General features: G+C 54.7%; 15 protein-coding genes and 3 tRNA genes. 9 read left to right on the top strand and 9 right to left on the bottom strand.

Translation table 11 applies throughout. The annotated features are described in order from the left end of the window. The first annotated feature begins 16 nt into the window (after positions 1-16). Positions 17-1,207 carry a purine nucleoside transporter PunC gene (gene punC / locus C7387_RS05360; RefSeq protein ID WP_006820131.1) on the top strand — a complete coding sequence of 397 codons (1,191 nt, stop codon included), beginning with the start codon at positions 17-19 and terminating at the stop codon, positions 1,205-1,207. Between the two features lie 301 nt (positions 1,208-1,508). Further along, positions 1,509-2,657, top strand: a complete 1,149-nt coding sequence (cfa, locus tag C7387_RS05355) for a cyclopropane fatty acyl phospholipid synthase (RefSeq protein WP_120816239.1) — start codon at positions 1,509-1,511, stop codon at positions 2,655-2,657. Positions 2,658-2,686: 29 nt separating this feature from the next. On the opposite strand, the gene C7387_RS05350 is transcribed toward cfa, so the two are convergent. Then, the gene (locus tag C7387_RS05350) at positions 2,687-3,328 is read right to left on the bottom strand and encodes a riboflavin synthase (protein WP_006820133.1); all 642 of its coding nucleotides are present in this window, start codon (positions 3,326-3,328) and stop codon (positions 2,687-2,689) included. 234 nt (positions 3,329-3,562) lie between these two features. Here C7387_RS05350 and mdtK point away from each other — a divergent pair, with 234 nt between their 5' ends. Then, on the top strand, positions 3,563-4,936 hold the full coding sequence (gene mdtK / locus C7387_RS05345) for an MdtK family multidrug efflux MATE transporter (protein ID WP_038257377.1): 1,374 nt from the start codon (positions 3,563-3,565) through the stop codon (positions 4,934-4,936). Positions 4,937-4,973: 37 nt separating this feature from the next. On the opposite strand, the gene C7387_RS05340 is transcribed toward mdtK, so the two are convergent. Then, positions 4,974-5,804 (bottom strand): CPBP family intramembrane glutamic endopeptidase, encoded by an 831-nt coding sequence (locus C7387_RS05340; protein WP_120816238.1) that lies wholly within the window; start codon positions 5,802-5,804, stop codon positions 4,974-4,976. A 266-nt stretch (positions 5,805-6,070) separates the two neighbouring features. Here C7387_RS05340 and C7387_RS05335 point away from each other — a divergent pair. The 3 genes from C7387_RS05335 (at position 6,071) to C7387_RS05325 (ending at position 6,307) form a co-directional block, all read left to right on the top strand. Beyond that, positions 6,071-6,147, top strand: a tRNA-Val gene (locus C7387_RS05335). Positions 6,148-6,149: 2 nt separating this feature from the next. Continuing rightward, positions 6,150-6,226, top strand: a tRNA-Val gene (locus C7387_RS05330). Between the two features lie 4 nt (positions 6,227-6,230). Further along, a tRNA-Val gene (locus tag C7387_RS05325) sits at positions 6,231-6,307 on the top strand. Positions 6,308-6,347: 40 nt separating this feature from the next. Here the strand turns inward: C7387_RS05325 and C7387_RS05320 are convergent. Genes C7387_RS05320 through C7387_RS05300 form a run of 5 tightly spaced genes read right to left on the bottom strand, consistent with a single transcriptional unit; the run spans position 6,348 to position 11,465 of the window. After that, positions 6,348-7,139: an MBL fold metallo-hydrolase gene (locus C7387_RS05320; protein WP_120816237.1), complete on the bottom strand. Its 792-nt coding sequence runs from the start codon at positions 7,137-7,139 to the stop codon at positions 6,348-6,350. 9 nt (positions 7,140-7,148) lie between these two features. Further along, positions 7,149-8,255 (bottom strand): DUF4056 domain-containing protein, encoded by a 1,107-nt coding sequence (locus C7387_RS05315; RefSeq protein ID WP_006820137.1) that lies wholly within the window; start codon positions 8,253-8,255, stop codon positions 7,149-7,151. Next, on the bottom strand, positions 8,256-9,386 hold the full coding sequence (locus C7387_RS05310) for a BamA/TamA family outer membrane protein (RefSeq protein ID WP_120816236.1): 1,131 nt from the start codon (positions 9,384-9,386) through the stop codon (positions 8,256-8,258). Continuing rightward, positions 9,386-10,321, bottom strand: a complete 936-nt coding sequence (locus tag C7387_RS05305; RefSeq protein ID WP_120816235.1) for a porin family protein — start codon at positions 10,319-10,321, stop codon at positions 9,386-9,388. Before C7387_RS05305 ends, C7387_RS05310 begins: the two co-directional genes overlap by 1 nt. A 28-nt stretch (positions 10,322-10,349) precedes the next feature. Next, positions 10,350-11,465 (bottom strand): BamA/TamA family outer membrane protein, encoded by a 1,116-nt coding sequence (locus C7387_RS05300; protein WP_120816234.1) that lies wholly within the window; start codon positions 11,463-11,465, stop codon positions 10,350-10,352. Positions 11,466-11,618: 153 nt separating this feature from the next. Between C7387_RS05300 and C7387_RS05295 the strand changes: the two genes are divergently transcribed. Continuing rightward, entirely contained in the window at positions 11,619-11,759 is a 141-nt protein-coding gene (locus tag C7387_RS05295) for a hypothetical protein (protein WP_006820141.1), read from the top strand. Positions 11,760-11,797: 38 nt separating this feature from the next. Here C7387_RS05295 and C7387_RS05290 read toward each other — a convergent pair whose 3' ends face one another. Beyond that, positions 11,798-13,774 (bottom strand): alkyl/aryl-sulfatase, encoded by a 1,977-nt coding sequence (locus C7387_RS05290; RefSeq protein ID WP_120816233.1) that lies wholly within the window; start codon positions 13,772-13,774, stop codon positions 11,798-11,800. 363 nt (positions 13,775-14,137) lie between these two features. On the opposite strand from C7387_RS05290, the gene C7387_RS05285 reads away from it, so the two are divergent. Further along, positions 14,138-15,556 (top strand): putative bifunctional diguanylate cyclase/phosphodiesterase, encoded by a 1,419-nt coding sequence (locus C7387_RS05285; protein ID WP_120816232.1) that lies wholly within the window; start codon positions 14,138-14,140, stop codon positions 15,554-15,556. After that, positions 15,553-17,121, top strand: coding sequence for a GGDEF domain-containing protein (locus C7387_RS05280; RefSeq protein ID WP_120816231.1), 1,569 nt, complete (start codon positions 15,553-15,555; stop codon positions 17,119-17,121). Before C7387_RS05285 ends, C7387_RS05280 begins: the two co-directional genes overlap by 4 nt. A 36-nt stretch (positions 17,122-17,157) precedes the next feature. Here the strand turns inward: C7387_RS05280 and C7387_RS05275 are convergent, their stop codons facing one another. Beyond that, positions 17,158-17,637: a GlcG/HbpS family heme-binding protein gene (locus C7387_RS05275; RefSeq protein ID WP_006820145.1), complete on the bottom strand. Its 480-nt coding sequence runs from the start codon at positions 17,635-17,637 to the stop codon at positions 17,158-17,160. Between the last annotated feature and the right edge of the window lie 32 nt (positions 17,638-17,669).

Genomic DNA, 17,669 nt, shown 5'->3' with positions numbered 1-17,669 from the left:
ATAAAGAGAAAGTGATATGCAACCTGGAAAATTATTTCTTGCCTGGCTGGCCGGTTTAAGCGTGCTCGGCTTCCTGGCGACGGACATGTACCTGCCCGCTTTTGCCGCTATTCAAAGCGATCTACAAATACCTGCCGCCAGCGTGAGCGCAAGCCTGAGCCTGTTCCTGGCCGGTTTCGCCGTCGCGCAACTGCTGTGGGGACCGCTGTCCGACCGCTATGGTCGCAAGTGGATCCTGCTCGCCGGTTTAACCATTTTTGCCCTTGGCTGCCTTGGCATGCTGTGGGTACGTGACGGCATGCTGCTGCTGGTCCTGCGCTTTGTGCAGGCCGTTGGCGTCTGCGCAGCAACGGTAACCTGGCAGGCGATGGTCACCGATTACTATCCGGCCCACCGCACCAACCGCATTTTTGCCACCATCATGCCGCTGGTTGCCCTCTCTCCGGCGCTGGCGCCGCTGTTGGGTAGCTGGATCCTGGTACATCTGGAATGGCAGGCCATTTTCGGAGCGCTGTTTATTATTACGCTGATTCTGATGATCCCGGCGCTGCGCCTGAAGAAGCCTGCCGAGAAAGCAGCACAAAAATCAGAAAAGAAACTGACCTTCTTTACCCTGCTGCGCTCCCGTGCCTACTGCGGCAACGTGTTGGTTTATGGTGCCTGTTCAGCCTGTTTCTTCGCGTGGCTGACCGGCTCCCCGTTCCTGCTGCACGAGATGGGTTACGGCCCGGGTGCTATTGGTCTGAGCTATGTGCCGCAAACTATTGCCTTCCTGGTAGGGGGTTACGGCTGTCGTGCTGCGCTGCAGAAATGGGAAGGTAAACAGCTGCTGCCGTGGGCGATGATGCTGTTTGCGCTTAGCACCATTGCCACCTGGGCGGTGGGTCTGTTCGATAACGCTACGCTCACCGGTCTGCTCATTCCGTTCTGCATTATGGCGATGGCGAATGGGACTATTTACCCGATTGTGGTTGCCCAGGCGCTCCAGCCCTTCCCGCAGGCTACCGGTCGCGCCGCGGCGCTGCAAAATACGCTGCAATTAGGACTGTGCTTCCTGGCAAGCCTGCTGGTTTCTACCTTCATCACCGCGCCATTAACCGCAACAACCAGCGTGATGTTGGGTACGGTGGTGCTGGCAGGTATCGGATACGCCATGCAGGCGCAGCGCGGTGAAGCTAAGCCGGTCGTCGCAGAAACCACGAATTAATTACGGAAAATATAATACTTAATTGATAATATTTGTCTGCTAACATTTTTTTATTGAATCACTGCTTTTAGCGGCCTATACTGAACCCGTTACACATAATTATGAAGTTTATTATGCATTAACGGGTTCAGGATTTGTTCCCGCTTCTCCATGGATGGCCTTTCAGTAAGGGTTTTCACCCTTCTCTGTTCTACGTCGGATAGCTGGTTCACGGTACTTTCCGTGAAATTTCTCACAAGCCTAAAAAAAAGCGACTACGCTGTTTTATGGATCTAAATCACTAGCGCGTGATGGAGAAGCTATGAGTTCATCGTGTATTGATGAAGTAAGCGTGCCAAATGACGAATGGCACCGAATTGCCAATGAACTGTTAAGTCAGGCAGATGTCACCATTAACGGATCTGCACCTTCCGATCCGCAGGTTACCAATCCTCGTTTCTACAAGCGTGTCCTCCAGGAAGGATCACTTGGCCTTGGTGAAAGTTATATGGACGGCTGGTGGGAGTGTGAACGGCTGGACGTTTTCTTTCAAAAGGTACTGAGTGCCGAGCTGGACAAAAAACTGCCCCACCACTTGAAAGACACGCTGAGAATCGCAGGCGCTCGTTTATTTAATCTACAAAGTAAAAAAAGAGCCTGGATTGTGGGTAAAGAGCATTACGATCTTGGCAACGATCTTTTCAGCCAGATGTTAGATCCGTTAATGCAATACTCCTGTGGTTACTGGAAAGATGCCAAAACGCTTGAAAATGCGCAGCTGGCAAAACTGGATCTGATTTGCCAGAAACTGAAGCTCAAGCCAGGCATGCGAGTGCTGGATATTGGCTGCGGCTGGGGTGGACTGGCGTTCTACATGGCAAAACACTACGGGGTGGGCGTCGTTGGCGTGACCATCTCTGCTGAACAGCAGAAAATGGCGCAGGACCGCTGCGAAGGGCTGGATGTTGATATCCGGCTGCAGGACTACCGCGACCTGAACGATCAGTTTGACCGTATTGTGTCCGTAGGGATGTTCGAGCACGTGGGTCCGAAAAACTACAATACCTATTTCGAGGTTGCCGACCGCAATCTGAAACCAGAAGGTATTTTCCTGCTGCACACCATCGGCTCAAAAATTACCGACCATAACGTTGATCCGTGGATCAACAAGTACATCTTCCCTAACGGTTGTCTGCCGTCGGTGCGTCATATTGCCGACGCCAGCGAGTCGCACTTTATTGTTGAAGACTGGCACAACTTTGGGGCGGACTACGACACCACGCTGATGGCATGGTATGAACGGTTCCTCGCGAGCTGGCCAGACATTGCAGATAATTATTCTGAACGCTTCAAACGCATGTTCACCTATTATCTGAATGCCTGTGCCGGAGCATTTCGCGCCCGCGATATTCAGCTCTGGCAGGTGGTCTTCTCTCGCGGAATCGAGCACGGTTTACGCGTTCCCCGCTAATAAAAATCCCCGGCAAGCCGGGGATTTTTTTACTCTTCTGTTGCTGCCTGTCGCGTTGCGGTCTCTTTCGCCGCCAGCACACGTTCAACCGTATCAACCACCGCCTGCGTCTGCGGGTCAATCTCAATATTCACGCGCTCACCGATTTTTTTCTTCCCAAGCGTTGTACGCTCCAGGGTTTCCGGAATCAAATGGACGCAGAAACGGGTTGGCGTCACTTCGCCCACCGTCAGGCTGATGCCGTCCACGCCGATAAACCCTTTGTACAGGATGTATTTCATGAGTGCAGGATCCTGCACTTTAAACCACACCTGACGATTGTTTTCAGAAGCGAGAATCTTCACCACTTCCGCAGTCGTCATGATGTGGCCCGACATCAGATGCCCGCCAATCTCATCGCTGAACTTCGCCGCGCGCTCAAGGTTGACTTCGTCACCCGATTTCAGCTCGCCCAGATTGGTGATGCGCAGCGTCTCTTTCATTAAATCGAAGCTGATACGATTACCGTTGATCTCGGTCACCGTCAGGCAGCAGCCGTTGTGTGCGACCGAAGCGCCGGTTTCCAGTCCATCCAGCATATCGTCAGGCATTTCAACGATGTGGGTACGAAAATTGGGTTTTTCATCAATGGACACCACTTTCGCTGTGCCCTGCACAATTCCAGTAAACATACTGCTGACTCCTGTAATTCCATTATGTCATTTGCGTGACCGCATTCATTACCCAGAACAATAACAGCAGAAAAAACAGGTTGCCAGCCCATGCGCACTCCCTGCTATTTTTTTGACTGGCTTAATGGCTAATCCTCGCTACAATAGACTGGCAAATTCCCCTGTTCTTCTTCTCGCTGCCAGTTACGGCGGCTTTTTTAGTCTCTCCAATAACAACAATATATGGGTGTTTACGTGCAGAAGTATTTTATCGAAGCGCGTCAGTTACTAGCACTGGCAATACCGGTGATCCTCGCGCAGGTCGCCCAAACCGCAATGGGGTTTGTTGATACCGTCATGGCCGGTGGCTACAGCGCTACCGACATGGCCGCCGTCGCTATCGGTACCTCTATCTGGTTGCCGGCTATCCTCTTTGGTCACGGCCTGCTGCTGGCGCTGACCCCGGTCGTCGCGCAACTGAACGGCTCTGGCCGACGTGACCGTATTGCGCATCAGGTGCGCCAGGGGTTCTGGCTCGCGGGCTTTGTCTCAGTGCTTATCATGGTGGTTCTCTGGAACGCCGGTCATATTATTCGTGCCATGCACAACATTGACCCGGCGCTGGCGGATAAAGCCGTCGGTTATTTACGTGCTCTGCTGTGGGGCGCGCCGGGATATTTATTCTTCCAGGTCTGTCGTAACCAGTGTGAAGGCCTGGCCAAAACCAAACCGGGCATGGTAATGGGCTTTATTGGCCTGCTGGTTAATATTCCAGTGAACTACATCTTTATTTATGGTCATTTCGGTATGCCGGAACTCGGTGGCGTTGGCTGCGGTGTTGCAACCGCCTCCGTATACTGGGTGATGTTCTTTAGCATGCTCTCTTTTGTTAAGCGTGCGCGTTCAATGCGCGATATTCGTCATGAGGCCGGGTTCCATAAACCAGATACCGCCGTGATGAAACGTCTGGTGCAGCTTGGTCTGCCGATCGCGCTGGCGCTGTTCTTTGAGGTGACGCTGTTTGCGGTTGTTGCTCTGCTGGTCTCCCCGCTTGGCATCATCGACGTGGCAGGACACCAGATAGCCCTCAACTTTAGCTCGCTGATGTTTGTTCTGCCAATGTCGCTCGCCGCGGCGGTAACGATCCGCGTCGGTTATCGTCTGGGACAAGGATCAACGCTTGATGCGCAAACCTCCGCCCGCACGGGTCTGGGAGTTGGCGTCTGTATGGCAACCCTGACGGCTATTTTCACCGTCACCATGCGTGAGCAAATTGCGCTGCTGTATAACGACAATCCGGAGGTCATCATCCTCGCATCGCAGCTGATGCTGCTGGCCGCGCTGTATCAGATTTCCGATTCCATTCAGGTTATCGGCAGCGGCATTCTGCGTGGTTATAAAGATACCCGCTCTATCTTCTTTATCACTTTTACCGCGTACTGGGTGCTGGGGCTGCCAAGTGGCTATATTCTGGGATTAACCGATCTGGTGGTGCCGCGGATGGGTCCAGCAGGTTTCTGGTGGGGATTCATTCTCGGCCTTACGTCAGCGGCGATAATGATGACGCTGCGCATTCGTTTCCTGCAGCGTCAACCTTCTGTGGTGATTTTGCAGCGCGCCGCGCGCTAAACGCCAGGCAACCGCCCTCGGGCGGTTGCCTTTTTAACTACACGCCAGCGGTATGACGAAACACCGGATAGGTGAAGAACAGCAGATGGATAACGTTAAGCCCGAAGTGGAACAGCACAGCCACCCAGAGTTTCCCGCTCCACATCCACGCTAAGCCGTAAATCAGCCCCGCGAGTCCCGCAAAAATAACCATCAACAGGCCACCTGCCATATGCATCGCGCCAAACAGCGCGGCCGTAATGACCAGCGCCAGCACCGGATGCATTAACCGGGAGAGTCGCTGTTGCAGATAGCCGCGGAACAGGGCCTCTTCCGCCAGGGAAACAAAGAAAATGTTCGCCAGAATAAACTGCGGCAACCAGTTCGGCAGATGCGGTTCAATTTTCAGGCCCCCCAGCGCAACCGCCACCAGCAGCAGTGCCGGTACGGCGAGTATCAGCAGCGCCCAGCCAAGCTTTCCCGGTTTGCCTGAGGAATTCGCCACAAACAGGCTCCCCATTCCTGCTACCAGCGCAAACGGGACCAGCGCCTTATCAAAGTTGTAATACATATTGAATGGCGCGCTTTGCGGACCCGCCATTAAGCCATCCAGGACCTTCAGATTATGAAAACCCGGGATCATATGCAGCATCAGCCCGAGGGCTATCAGGACACAAAGTCCCTCAATGGCATATTTCAGGACTTTTGACTTTTCCCCTGCCTTCTTCATCACCAGCCCACAGGCGGCAATCAGCACAATCACCAAAATTGCAGGTGCCCCAAGCGTTTGTTGACTGAATCCCAGGACGACGGTTATCGCCAACAGGATCCATGCCAGTGACCGATTAAAGGCCAGAACAGCGAGCGAGGCTGCAAGTAAATACCACATAACATCTTCCTTAATTGCTTTTGTTGCTTTATCACGCGGGGGTATTATTACATATGCTTATCATTCTCACCTAACGCTGATGTAAAAGCTGTGTTAATGCAAATTTCTGATTGCCTGATAAGCATGGTGCGCAAAAAATATTCTTTCGCATCATAGTAATAGGGGGATTATGCCTAATTGTTCTGCAATCGCGTGATAACGGAAAGAAAACTGCCATTTTCTACTTGCAACCGCCCATCCCTGCCGCTAATATTCGTCCCCGTTGTGCGTTCATAGCTCAGTTGGTTAGAGCACCACCTTGACATGGTGGGGGTCGTTGGTTCGAGTCCAATTGAACGCACCATTGCGTTTATAGCTCAGTTGGTTAGAGCACCACCTTGACATGGTGGGGGTCGTTGGTTCGAGTCCAATTAAACGCACCATTCTGCGTCCGTAGCTCAGTTGGTTAGAGCACCACCTTGACATGGTGGGGGTCGGTGGTTCGAGTCCACTCGGACGCACCATTTCACTTTCGGTGATATGGTGCCCTTTTATCCCCTGGTTTTATCTCAGACACGCGATATACCGCTTCCCTGATTGCTGGACAATTTCGTCCGCCCGCTCGGTTATGTTTTGCCACGCAAAAGCGCCATAAAGCCGGCCAAACGGCACATCCTGCAAACGTTGGATCACCCCTTCCACGGTTTTCGCCGCCAGCGGCAGCATATTCGGATAGCTCCACATAAACGAAACCGCATCAGCCCCCGGCGTCACCTGCACGATGTCGCCCGCAAGAATAACACCACTCCCTTCGCGCCAGTGGAGCACGGTTCCTCCTGGGAAGTGTCCTCCCAGGCGTAACAGACGAACATCAGGCAGGATCTGCAGTGAATCGCCTTCCCAGAAGCGAATAGCCGGGCTGCTGCGCATCACCCATTCACGGTCGTTGGCGTGCAGATACACAGGAGCGTTGAAGGTACTCGCCCAGTCCTGCATGGTGGTGTAATAGTGCGGATGAGAAATGGCGATAGCGCTTAAGCCGCCAAGCGCCGCCACCAGCGTCCGGGTTGCCGGGTCAAGATTGGCGACGCAGTCCCACAGTACATTGCCCTCGGGGGTTCTCAGCAGTATCGCGCGCTGATTGATAGCAAACGTCGGCTCCGTTCGAATACTGAGAAGCTGTGGCTCAAGCTGTCGCCAGATGTTCGAATGGTTAGCCGCAAGCGCCTCCGGGGTTATCCACGCCTGGCCGCTAACCGGCACGTATTGCCTTTCATCCTCACAGATTTTGCAGTGTTCCACCCGCCCGTTCGCGGTGTCATAGGACGTTCCGCATGCGTTACATAGTGTGATCATCACGACTCCTTATTTTTCCATCCGCTGTAGCTGGGTGCTATCCGCCTCCTGTGCCCGTTCGGCGAGCGTGCGGAACTGCGGCGGCGCGTAGTAAGTTTTGGGAACCGGTAATGCGCGCATCTCGCGGCCGGGGAATATTTGCAGCTCACCAAGCTCGGTGAGGTTGTACCCTTCCACCTGCGACGGCCAGGTCAGCCGGTACGGCAGCGCGGTCTCGAACGGTACCGGCGTCGGTACACGGTTCTCGGCCAGGTTATAGTTGCGTTTCAGTACCAGAAATTTATCCGGCACCCGCCGTTTGCTATTCCACCAGTCGCCATCCACTTCGCGAAACTCTTTTTCCGTCTCCGCGCGGGTGACAATGCCCAGCCGGACCAGCACCTCTTTCAGCGCCACATCAAAAGCCTGATTAAATTCGGCAACGGTTCTGACGTTGCCCTGCAAAATGACGTCCACCGCCAGCCTCGCGCCAAGCAGATTGGAGTAGAGATCTTCCGGCGAGAACGCAGAGATCTCCTCGGAAAACCCCGGTACCGACTGGAAACCATACCACTGAGCAATTTCATGCCACTGCGCCAGCTGAAACGCCAGATGGCCCGCCAGCCAGGCGGTCAGCGTATAGCGCGCAACCGGCGATGCCGGAGGGGTGAAGGCAAACAGCTGAACCCTTCTGACTCCCAATTCCTCGCTGTAAAACAAACGCCAGCGCTGCCCCAGATGCGGATAGATTCGTGAAAACAGGTAGAACGTGTTATCGGCGGTGTCGCGCACATGGGCAATATCAATAAACCCGCCGCGATGGGTATAAAGAATGCCGTTGGCTTCATCGCTTAAACCCACCAGGTTTTTCACCGCCGCCAGCGCATTGTCGTGATAGTGATGATGGCCGAGGGTGTCCAGCGTCAGGACGTTGCCTATCTGATACACCGGAACCGGTACGCCCAGCGCCCGCACCTGCAGATCGTAGCCGAAAGCACAGCAAGGACGCAGTGATTCTGGCGGCGCAACATGCTGTACCACCGGCGTCACCTTACTTGCCGTCACTACCGGCAACACGCCGTCATCAGCCCAGGTCACGGCAGAAAACATCAGCCATACCAGCCATCCTTTACGCATTCAAAACGCCTCCGCCACCTGAAAATAAAAACCCGCACTCTCTTTACCAATGCCAAGATCCAGTCGAATATTCATCGCTGGCTTCACCTCAAAACGATATCCTGCGCCCACCGTAGGCAAAAGCGGATGATGGCTGAGATCCCCCGGTGAATCACCCAGCGCCCCCGCTCCCAGCCACAGCACATATCCGTGGCGCCAGCTCAGTTTTTTACGGTACTCCACCTGCCCACTGACCACATCGTTGTCGCGATAGCGCCCCTGGTAATAACCGCGCAGGCGCTGATCGTCTCCCGCCATAGACAGTCGGTCCCAGGGCACATCACCCTCAGTAAAACGCCCCCACAGATCGAACGCCAGCACCTCGCTTTCGCTCATGGGATGGTAATAGTTGTATTGCAATTCGGTTGCGCTGAAATGGCTGTCTGAGCCCAGCGCCGGATCAAACCAGGTATATTTCGCGCTGAAGTATTGCCCGTGCTGCGGACGAGTGACAACGTCACGTGTATCATAGCTGGCGCTGAAGGCCATGCCGGATGCCACCGGCGAGGTTTGTGCCCCATAGCGTGAGAAGTTATCCCCCGGATGAGGATCATCAACGCTCGCGCTCATGGCGGAAAAATCCCAGCCCACCCCGGCGTACCAGTTATTCGCCAGCTCGCGCAGCAGCATCGGGTGCACCCGCAGCGAGTTGTTGGTGTACTTTTGCTCATCGCCCTGCGCAGCATCATAGCCAATCCCCCAGAAACCGGTGGGGATCTTATTGACGTTACCTTCAACAAACAGACGCCATTTGTCGTCAGTGAAAAAAGTATAGTTTTTGAAACCGAGGCCCAGCGCCCCGCTGGTACTGACAAAGCCGGAGAACGAAATGGAGGAGTTCTGCGTGGTGGTATCCAGCGGATTAACCCGATAGAGCCCCGCAACCGCCATCCCCAGACCGACCTTCAGTTCAGGCGTATAAAAAGGCCCCGGCAGTACGCTCCAGTCGATACCTTTTGCCGGATCGTACTGATTATCCGCCCCCAGCCCGGCCAGCAGTTCATCAATCGTTTTTCTGTCGGGTAATAGCGCATTTACCGGCACCGCGGTACCGGCCAGAACCACGGCGAGCACGCCATGCCAGGCTCTCATCAGAAGCGATACTCACCTGCAATAAAGAAGCTGTTGCGCTCTTTGAAGCCTATTTCCGTCAGCACGTTGAAGTTCTGCGTGATTTCGTACTGCGCTCCCACCAGCATATTCCACGGGGATGTCAGATGCTGCTTAACTGAAAAGCGTCCATCACCGTTCTGATCCACGGCGTTGATAAGCGGCTGCAGCTCGGCGGGCATCTGTAAATCGGAAAGGCTGCCTTTAAATTCCTGCTGCACGTCCTGATACATACTGCCTATCCAGATACCAAGATGCGAAGGCCCGGCAGGCCCGTCAAACGCAAAGCGATAACCCACGCGCGGCGACACCGTCAACGCAGAGATACTGCCATCGAGAATGTCAAAATCGGTACGGGTATAGTTGGTATCCACCAGGGCAAACCAGTTCTGATAGCCCCCGGCGAGGGTAAAACCAGAACCCCAGGTCACCCCTTTAAAATCGAGCTTAAAATCAATGTCCTGCAGCTGTCCGCTCTGATAGAGCTGGTGCACGGCGCCGGAGATGAGGCGATCCAGACCGCTATACTGGCTGGGATCGCTGTTCACCGACACGTTAGAAATTGATGAACCGCGTGTATGCCCCACCAGACCATAGACGTTAAGAAACGGGAAAACCCACATGTCGAGGCGCAGGTTTTCCGTTTTGCTCGATTCCCGCGTATGTCCGGCATCGATGATAAACATGGAAGATGGAATAGGATGACTTCCCAGCATCAGGCCAGAGAAACTGATGCTGTCGACGTTCACATCCTGGCGGATATTCATATAACTCAGGTTGGCGCCGAACGGCAGCGGGAGCGTGTAACCGCGCGCCCGGGCTTCATCCCCCCAGATGGGAAACGTACTATCGCTGTCATCGGCAAAAGCCGCGGTTGAAACCAGCAGCAGCGGTACCAGTGTGGCATGCCATCTCATTATTTTTTTGCCCTTCTGTCTCGCTCCCTTACAGCCCGGAGCCCACGTTAAAATAGACCGCCTGCGTATGTTCGCTGAAGGCGACATCTATACCCGTTCGTAAGCCATATTCGCGCGCTATCAGATAGCGAAAACCGCTCCCCCAGGCTAATCGGGTGTTGTTGTAAAGCTCCTGTGTACTGTCGGCGGCGCTACCCGCCCCGACAAATCCCTGCACCACCCAGCGCGGAGTAACTTCCCAGGCAAGCTGGGCCTGCACGGTGCTCACTGCATTCCCCTGATAGCGGTATTTGGCAATACCGCGCATATCGATAAAGGGACGCGCCGTCGGCGGTAAATGCGCACTCGGGTTCGACAAGTTTTGATATTCCCCCGCCAGCGCCAACGTCCAGTCGGCGGCGAGCGGCAGGAAATATTTTCCTTCGAGCGTCAGCAGGTTGTAACGAAAATCGCCGCCCAGCGCATGGCCGTAAAACTGGTACTCGGCGTTGAGCGATAGCCCCTTCTGCGGCCAGAAATAGTTATCCGTGGTGTCATATTCGGCGTTAAGACCGAATGCCGAAGTCGTGCTGGTTTCGCCCAGCGTTTGCTGCCAGAGGCGATTGAGCAGCGGGTTATCCTGTGCCGAAATATCCATCCGCGCCCAGAACTGCGACGCGCCGAGAAACACCGGATAATCCGCTACCCGAAACAACAGCTTTTGCATCCCCCCGTAGCCGCGCGTTTCGGTATTAATCGCTTTATCATTCGCGAAGCCCGCGAGATCGCCGGAGTAGATATCCAGATTGACGTTGGCGTAACCGGCTCCCACCAGATAGCGAATATGATCGTCCTGCCACGTGTGCCGGTGTCCGCCGCCAACGAACCAGGTACCGTTCTGCGTACCGCCGCCGCCCAACACGCTGATATCCGGCGGAATAAAGCGCCCGGCTTGCTCTTTGCCCTCGCCATGAAGAAACAGACCAAACAACCCGCCACCGTAGCCCACCGCAGGTTCCGTTATCACAACCGGCACGGGCAAAAAACCATAACGGTTATCCCGCAGATACGTGCTCATATCGAGCATTCCGTCCTGCGGATCGATAAGTCCTGCCGCCTCCACCTGCCAGGCAAGCAGACACAGCGCCAGTACCGTCCCTCTCATATCATTGTCTCGTCGGGCAAAATGCTCTGATTCAGAATAGACCAGCTCTGGCGTTCTTTCACCCGAACGTAAGTCGCACGTAACGCACTGTCTGCACAGCGCCTCTTTGCCCTATACTGAGACGACGTATAAACGAAAGACAGCAGGTGAAAAATGGAAATCGATCTCGACAAACTGGTATTTGATGGGCTGGATGAAGCAGAAGAACGCAACGCAGAACGTCTGGAAGATGCCGACAAAAAAGCGCAGGCCATCATTGCCGATGACGACTGCGGCGACGCCTGCAAGATCTAATAAAAAAACCGGTGCCTGAACAGGCACCGGTGATTGGGTTATGGCGTAACAATGTTGAACCAGAATTCAAACTTGTCCATATAGCCCAGCATATCGTTGAGTGTCGCACCATCGCCGGTGACTTTCACATCCCCTTTCTCTTCAGCCTGCTTCAGCGTGACCTCTTTGAGGATAATCTTGTTCAGCGTATCGCGATTCAGCACGATAGTGGCATCGGCGTCTTTCGCCTGCGCGTTGGCGGTGTGGTTCAGCACCCCGTTTTCCAGCTCCAGCTTGTACTTCCCGCCGTCGCTGCCGAGATCCACGTTAAACACCGCTTTGGCGTCGGCCGCTTTCTCACCGTTAATATGCACGCCGAGATAATCGAAGAACATCTCAGGTGACATCGCACGCACCGTATCCGGGCTTGCGGTATTCGGCGTTGGCAGCTTCTGCACGCCGTCACGCAGCTCCTGCGCGCCGGTCAGGTAGAAGTTACGCCATGGGCCAGATTCTGCCTGATAACCCAGCTGTTCCAGCGCGTCGGCTTCCAGATTGCGGGCCGCTTTGTTTTCCGGATCCGCAAACACCACTTTGCTGACCACCTGCGCAACCCAGCGATAGTTCCCCTGATCGAAATCCGCTTTCGCTTTTTTGAGGATGTTGTCGGCACCGCCCATGTAATCGACGTACTTCTTCGCCGCATCGACCGGCGGCAGCTCGTCGAGGGTCGCCGGGTTGCCGTCGAACCAGCCAAGATACAGCACGTAGGTCGCCTTCACATCGTGGCTAACTGAACCGTAATAACCGCGGCTCGCCCACGAATTAGCAAGGCCAGAAGGCAGCTTGAAGTCAGCGGCAATTTCGTCGCGCGTCATACCCATGTTCGCCATGCGCAGCGTCTGGTCGTTGATGTAACGGTACATGTCACGCTGGCTCTTCATCAGCTTGACCACGTTCTCATTACCCCAGGTCGGCCAGTGGTGCTGGGCCATAATGATTTCGGCCTTGTCACCCCAGCGCTCGATGGCGGCGTTGATATATTTCGACCATGCCAGCGGATCGCGGATTTTCGCGCCACGCAGCGAGTAGGTGTTGTGCAGAGTGTGGGTCACATCCTCTGCCGCTTCGATCATCTTCTTCTCTTCAACGTACCAGAGCATTTCGGACGGTGCTTCAGAGCCCGGTGCCATCAGGAAGTCGTAGGTCAGGCCGTCAATAACCTCTTTCTGCCCGGTTTTGGTGATGTAGTTGGTCGGTGCAATCAGCGTTACCGTACCGGCAGAGGTCGTGGTGCCGAGCCCGGCGCCAACCTGACCTTTATTGTCCGGCTGCAGCAGGTTGCCGTACATATAGCTGGCACGGCGGCTCATGACGTTACCGGCCATGATGTTCTCTGAAACCGCTTCTTCCATGAATCCGGCTGGCGCATAAACTTTCACTTTGCCAGATTTAACGTCGGCTTCGTCAACCACGCCGCGCACGCCGCCGTAATGGTCAACGTGGCTGTGGGTATAAATCACCGCCACCACCGGTTTCTTACCCCGGTTTTTGTAATAGAGATCCATCCCCACTTTTGCCGTTTCAGCAGAAACCAGCGGGTCAACCACGGTGATCCCCTCTTTACCCTCGATGATGGTCATGTTAGAGAGGTCAAGGTTGCGGATCTGATAAACGCCGTCGGTCACTTCAAACAGGCCGCTAATATTAATCAGCTGCGCCTGGCGCCAGAGGCTGGGGTTAACGGAGTCCGGCGATTTATCACCTTCTTTGATAAACGCATATTTTTGCGGATCCCAGACCACATTTCCCTTCTCACCTTTAATCACCTCCGTGGGAAGAGGCGCGATAAATCCTTTGTGGGCATTGGTGAAATCAGTGTTGTCGCTAAACGGCAGCTGGCTATATAGCGCGTCGTTAGCAGATTTGGTGGCAGAGGTGGCATCTTTCGCAGCTTCCTGCGCGAAAACGGAAAACGTAGAGCTACTTAACAAACCGGCCAGGGCCAGATAACCGACTATCTTTTTTAATTTCATGCAAGCCTCGATAAGTTTTCAAAATCGTGCCCACCAAGTATTGTGGCGAATGACGAATCACGCCAACAAACAACTCGTAATTTTTTCAGCTAGTTACAGGAGCGATTATGAAAACAACGGTCAGATGACGCCGAATTCGCGCCAGAAATAGAGGGAGGCAGAATACCCCCTTAACGATCAGGTTCAATCAATAGCTAATTTAAAATTAAATTTCATCAACCATTCAGAACTAATGATTTAATATTAAATATTCAACGCCACTTTTTGTTCATTTCCCGCCTGGCATGCCTGTTACCGTAAATAAAAGCCCTGCTTTTTGGTACCCGGACAATCCTGTCCGCACCCGACTAGTTAATATTACTTATGAATAGTCTTTGTCAATTTCTCTATAATCCGCTGCTGCTGGAGCGAGCCTGTGCGATCGCGCTACTGGTCTGGCTAATGATAACTACCCTGCTGATTAAGTTCTTCCGCCCCCGGCTGGATAAAGATAGCGAGACCGGGCTGCCAACTTATACCGGGTTAGTCAAAAAGCACGCGCTATTTGAAAATCGCAATCTGCTGGCGCTGGTGCATATCAGCAATCACGCCTCCATTACCAACACTCTGGGGCGGGAATATGCTGGAGCGTTAATGCGCAGTGCCGCGCAGACGCTCAGCGCTTTGCTACCACCAGGAACGCTTATTTGTCGCGAGCGTACGGATAAATTACTGGTCGTATTACCTGCAATGCAGGATATATCCTGTATTGCACTGACGCTTAAAAAAATAGAATCTTTATTTCTCGATATCAGTAATCGGGAATGTCCCCGCACGCACGGGCATATATTCAGCGGCAATGCTGGCCTGGTTCATGAAAATATTACGCCCGCGACTATCAGCGATATTGTTCAGAATGCTGGCATTGCGTTACATAACGCTCGTTCCCACGGAAATGCGGTAGCGCAACTCTTTTCGCAACCAATGCGTGACGAAGCCCTGGCCAACTATACGTTGCATGAAAAAATGCGCGATGCCATTCAGAACGAAGAGTACCACCTCGTGCTGCAACCGATTATCGCCCTGAACGACAGCTCTCACTGCCACGAAGGAGAATGCCTGATCCGCTGGGAAAACGAGGCTATCGGCTATGTGCCCCCGGGCAAATTCATCGCCCTCGCGGAGAAATCTGGCATGATCGTCCCGATGGGGCGCTGGATCATTGAAACAGCCTGCCAGGAGCTGGCGGCGTTCATCGCCCGCGGTGCGCCGGCGGATTTCCGCCTGCACGTCAACGTCTCGGCCATTCAGCTCAAGCAGCCAGATTTCTCAAGCCACCTGCTGGCAACGCTGCGCCGCTTTAAGCTTGATAACCACCATTTTTGCCTTGAGCTCACCGAAAGCGTGCTACTGGAGGATGATGGCAAAGCGGCCCGCCTGTTGGCAAATCTGCGCGAGCAGGGAATTTACGTGGCGATAGACGACTTTGGTTCCGGCTTTTCCAGCCTGTCATGGCTGCATACCCTGCCGTTCGACTGCCTCAAAATTGACCGTGAGTTTGTGAAAGATATTCTGCACGACCGCAAAAGTGAAGCGGTGGTCTCTTCGGTGCTGGGCCTGTCGCGCAGTTTCAAAGTACCGCTGGTCGCCGAAGGCATTGAAACCGAAGAGATGGGCAAAAAGCTGCAGTCGATGGGTTGTCAGCAGGCGCAGGGATTCCTCTATGGCCGCCCTCGCCCATTCAGCGACTGGCACCCGGTACAGGGCGAGTTTCTGCTCGGCGCCACGGAGAGCACATCATGATGAGAACCCTACAGTCGAGGACGGTAAAAATTCTCTGCCTCATTGCCGCGGCGATTATCGTGCTGACGTCAATCCTCTCCTGGTGGCTGGTTTCTGACTCATACCAGGCTTACCGGCGAGCGCAGAACGACATGCTGCAATTCTCCGCCTTCGACAAGGCGCTGCATGTGTCGAATGCGCTGGCTGCCGAGCGCGCCTGGGCGAACGAGATGATCTTTAGCGCCCCGGAGCACAAGGTCGAGGCCTGGCGGGCACTGCGCCGTAGCCGTCGAATGACGGACAGCGCGCTGGCCGAGGTTCCGGCACAGCTGCTAAGCCCAACGTTGCTCGCCGCTACGATACAACAGCTGACCACGGCCCGTCGGCAAGTGGATACCTTTCTGACCCGTGAAACCGTGCCGCCAGCCGATGCCCGCGCCGCAATCAACGCTATGCTTGCCGCTACCGACGGCTTTCATGCCGGCCTGTTTCGTAAAACGTCGCAGTTCATTCGCCTGGAGCCCGCGGCGCTGGGACAAATTCTGCGCGCTCAGGCGCTCGGTGAACTGCGCGACGCCAGTGGACGTCTCGGTTCGGCCCTGCTTATTCCGCTCTATACTCGCGAGCCTGTCGACGCGCAGGGTATTGAATCGATAAGCCGTGGCGTCGAACGCGTCCATACCCTGTGGTGGCTTCTGCAGACCCAGGGTCCGGAGATCGCGTCGGTACCGGAGTATTTGCCTCTGCTGAAATCGACAGAGCAAAAATATGCCGAGGAAGGTACGGCCTTAATCCAGAAACTCAAAACGCAGAGTATTAATGGCGAGCCTTACAGCCTGGATGCCAGCACCTTTGCCAGGCAGTATCACGCCAGCGTCTCTTCCTTTAATCATCTGCTGGATGTGTACCTGGAGGCCCTGAAAACCCATTATGCGCAGATGGAAGCCCGGGCGTTGCAGCACCTTCTGATGGTGCTGGGGATGCTGTCGGCGCTGTACATTCTGACGTTTCTCGCGGTGTTTTACAGCGGTACGCTGGGTGATAAGCTCTCGAAGCAAACGTCGCTTAGCGAAAAATTTAAGCGTCGCTCAGAGGAGGATTCGCTGACCGGGCTCTTCAACCGCCGCGCCTTCGATTCCTTTACCCGCACGGCGCTGCTGCGCGCCTGTGCCAACCGGCCTGTCTGGCTGCTGGTGCTCGATATCGATCATTTTAAGCAGGTGAACGACACCTGGGGACATCCGGTTGGCGATCGGGTGCTGGTATCGCTGAGTCAGACGTTGACCCGTTCGGTTCGTCATGAAGATGTGATTGCACGCATTGGCGGCGAGGAGTTTGCGATTTTCTTGCGTAACTGCGGCGCTCAGGACGCGCTGCGCTATGCCCATCGCCTGCAACGGGATATCCGTGCACTACGCGTCGATCTACCTGAAGGCGGCCAGCTGCAGGTCACCGCCAGCATCGGCATTGCTTCCGGCTATCAGTGTGCGCTGGCTGAACTGTTCGCGCAGGCCGATAAGGCGCTGTACTGGGCAAAACGTTCCGGACGCGACTGCATCAGGGCGTCAGAGCCGCAGGTGGCATAATTAAAGACAGGCTCCGGGTGATCGGAGCCTGAGAAACTACAGTTTCACGCTGTCCAGCGCCTGCTGGGCACAGGCTTCGTCGAGATGGCCACCCGGCGCACCGCCGATGCCAATCGCGCCAATCACTTCATCGCCCTCTTTCACCGGCAAACCACCGGCCAGCAGCAGGAACCCTGGCACATCACGCATATTTTGCGCGCCCGCATTACTTTGCGCGGCTTCCATCACCTTACCAGAGGCATTTTTGGTGCTGAGCGCGGTAAAGGCTTTCATTTCGCTGGCTTTCACCGTGTGCGGCCCGGCGTTATCGGTACGCTGTACCGCTTTCACCACGCCCGCGCGATCCACCACCGTCACTGTGACCTGGTAATTCTTCGCGGTGCAGGCACCAATTGCCGCACTCGCCAGCGCGTTCGCCTGAGTCAGGGACAGGTTTTTCTGGCTGATAGCCGCTGCCTGCGCATTCACCGCGGTCAGGCCCGCCAGCAGCGCCATAGAAATCACTAACTTTTTCATCGCAATATGCCTTTTTCATCGTTGACATAGCG

This window comes from Yokenella regensburgei (assembly GCF_003634235.1).
In the GTDB taxonomy this organism is placed as follows: domain Bacteria; phylum Pseudomonadota; class Gammaproteobacteria; order Enterobacterales; family Enterobacteriaceae; genus Yokenella; species Yokenella regensburgei.
This window is presented reverse-complemented; position numbering and strand designations above follow the sequence as displayed.

Coding starts and splice junctions, on each gene's coding strand:
- C7387_RS05285 (WP_120816232.1), top strand. CDS start 14,138: ATGAATAGTCTTTGTCAATTTCTCTATAATCCGCTGCTGCTGGAGCGA.
- C7387_RS05350 (WP_006820133.1), bottom strand. CDS start 3,328: ATGTTTACTGGAATTGTGCAGGGCACAGCGAAAGTGGTGTCCATTGAT.
- C7387_RS05280 (WP_120816231.1), top strand. CDS start 15,553: ATGATGAGAACCCTACAGTCGAGGACGGTAAAAATTCTCTGCCTCATT.
- C7387_RS05310 (WP_120816236.1), bottom strand. CDS start 9,386: ATGAGAGCCTGGCATGGCGTGCTCGCCGTGGTTCTGGCCGGTACCGCG.
- C7387_RS05315 (WP_006820137.1), bottom strand. CDS start 8,255: ATGCGTAAAGGATGGCTGGTATGGCTGATGTTTTCTGCCGTGACCTGG.
- C7387_RS05295 (WP_006820141.1), top strand. CDS start 11,619: ATGGAAATCGATCTCGACAAACTGGTATTTGATGGGCTGGATGAAGCA.
- cfa (WP_120816239.1), top strand. CDS start 1,509: ATGAGTTCATCGTGTATTGATGAAGTAAGCGTGCCAAATGACGAATGG.
- C7387_RS05290 (WP_120816233.1), bottom strand. CDS start 13,774: ATGAAATTAAAAAAGATAGTCGGTTATCTGGCCCTGGCCGGTTTGTTA.
- C7387_RS05275 (WP_006820145.1), bottom strand. CDS start 17,637: ATGAAAAAGTTAGTGATTTCTATGGCGCTGCTGGCGGGCCTGACCGCG.
- C7387_RS05305 (WP_120816235.1), bottom strand. CDS start 10,321: ATGAGATGGCATGCCACACTGGTACCGCTGCTGCTGGTTTCAACCGCG.
- punC (WP_006820131.1), top strand. CDS start 17: ATGCAACCTGGAAAATTATTTCTTGCCTGGCTGGCCGGTTTAAGCGTG.
- C7387_RS05340 (WP_120816238.1), bottom strand. CDS start 5,804: ATGTGGTATTTACTTGCAGCCTCGCTCGCTGTTCTGGCCTTTAATCGG.
- C7387_RS05300 (WP_120816234.1), bottom strand. CDS start 11,465: ATGAGAGGGACGGTACTGGCGCTGTGTCTGCTTGCCTGGCAGGTGGAG.
- C7387_RS05320 (WP_120816237.1), bottom strand. CDS start 7,139: ATGATCACACTATGTAACGCATGCGGAACGTCCTATGACACCGCGAAC.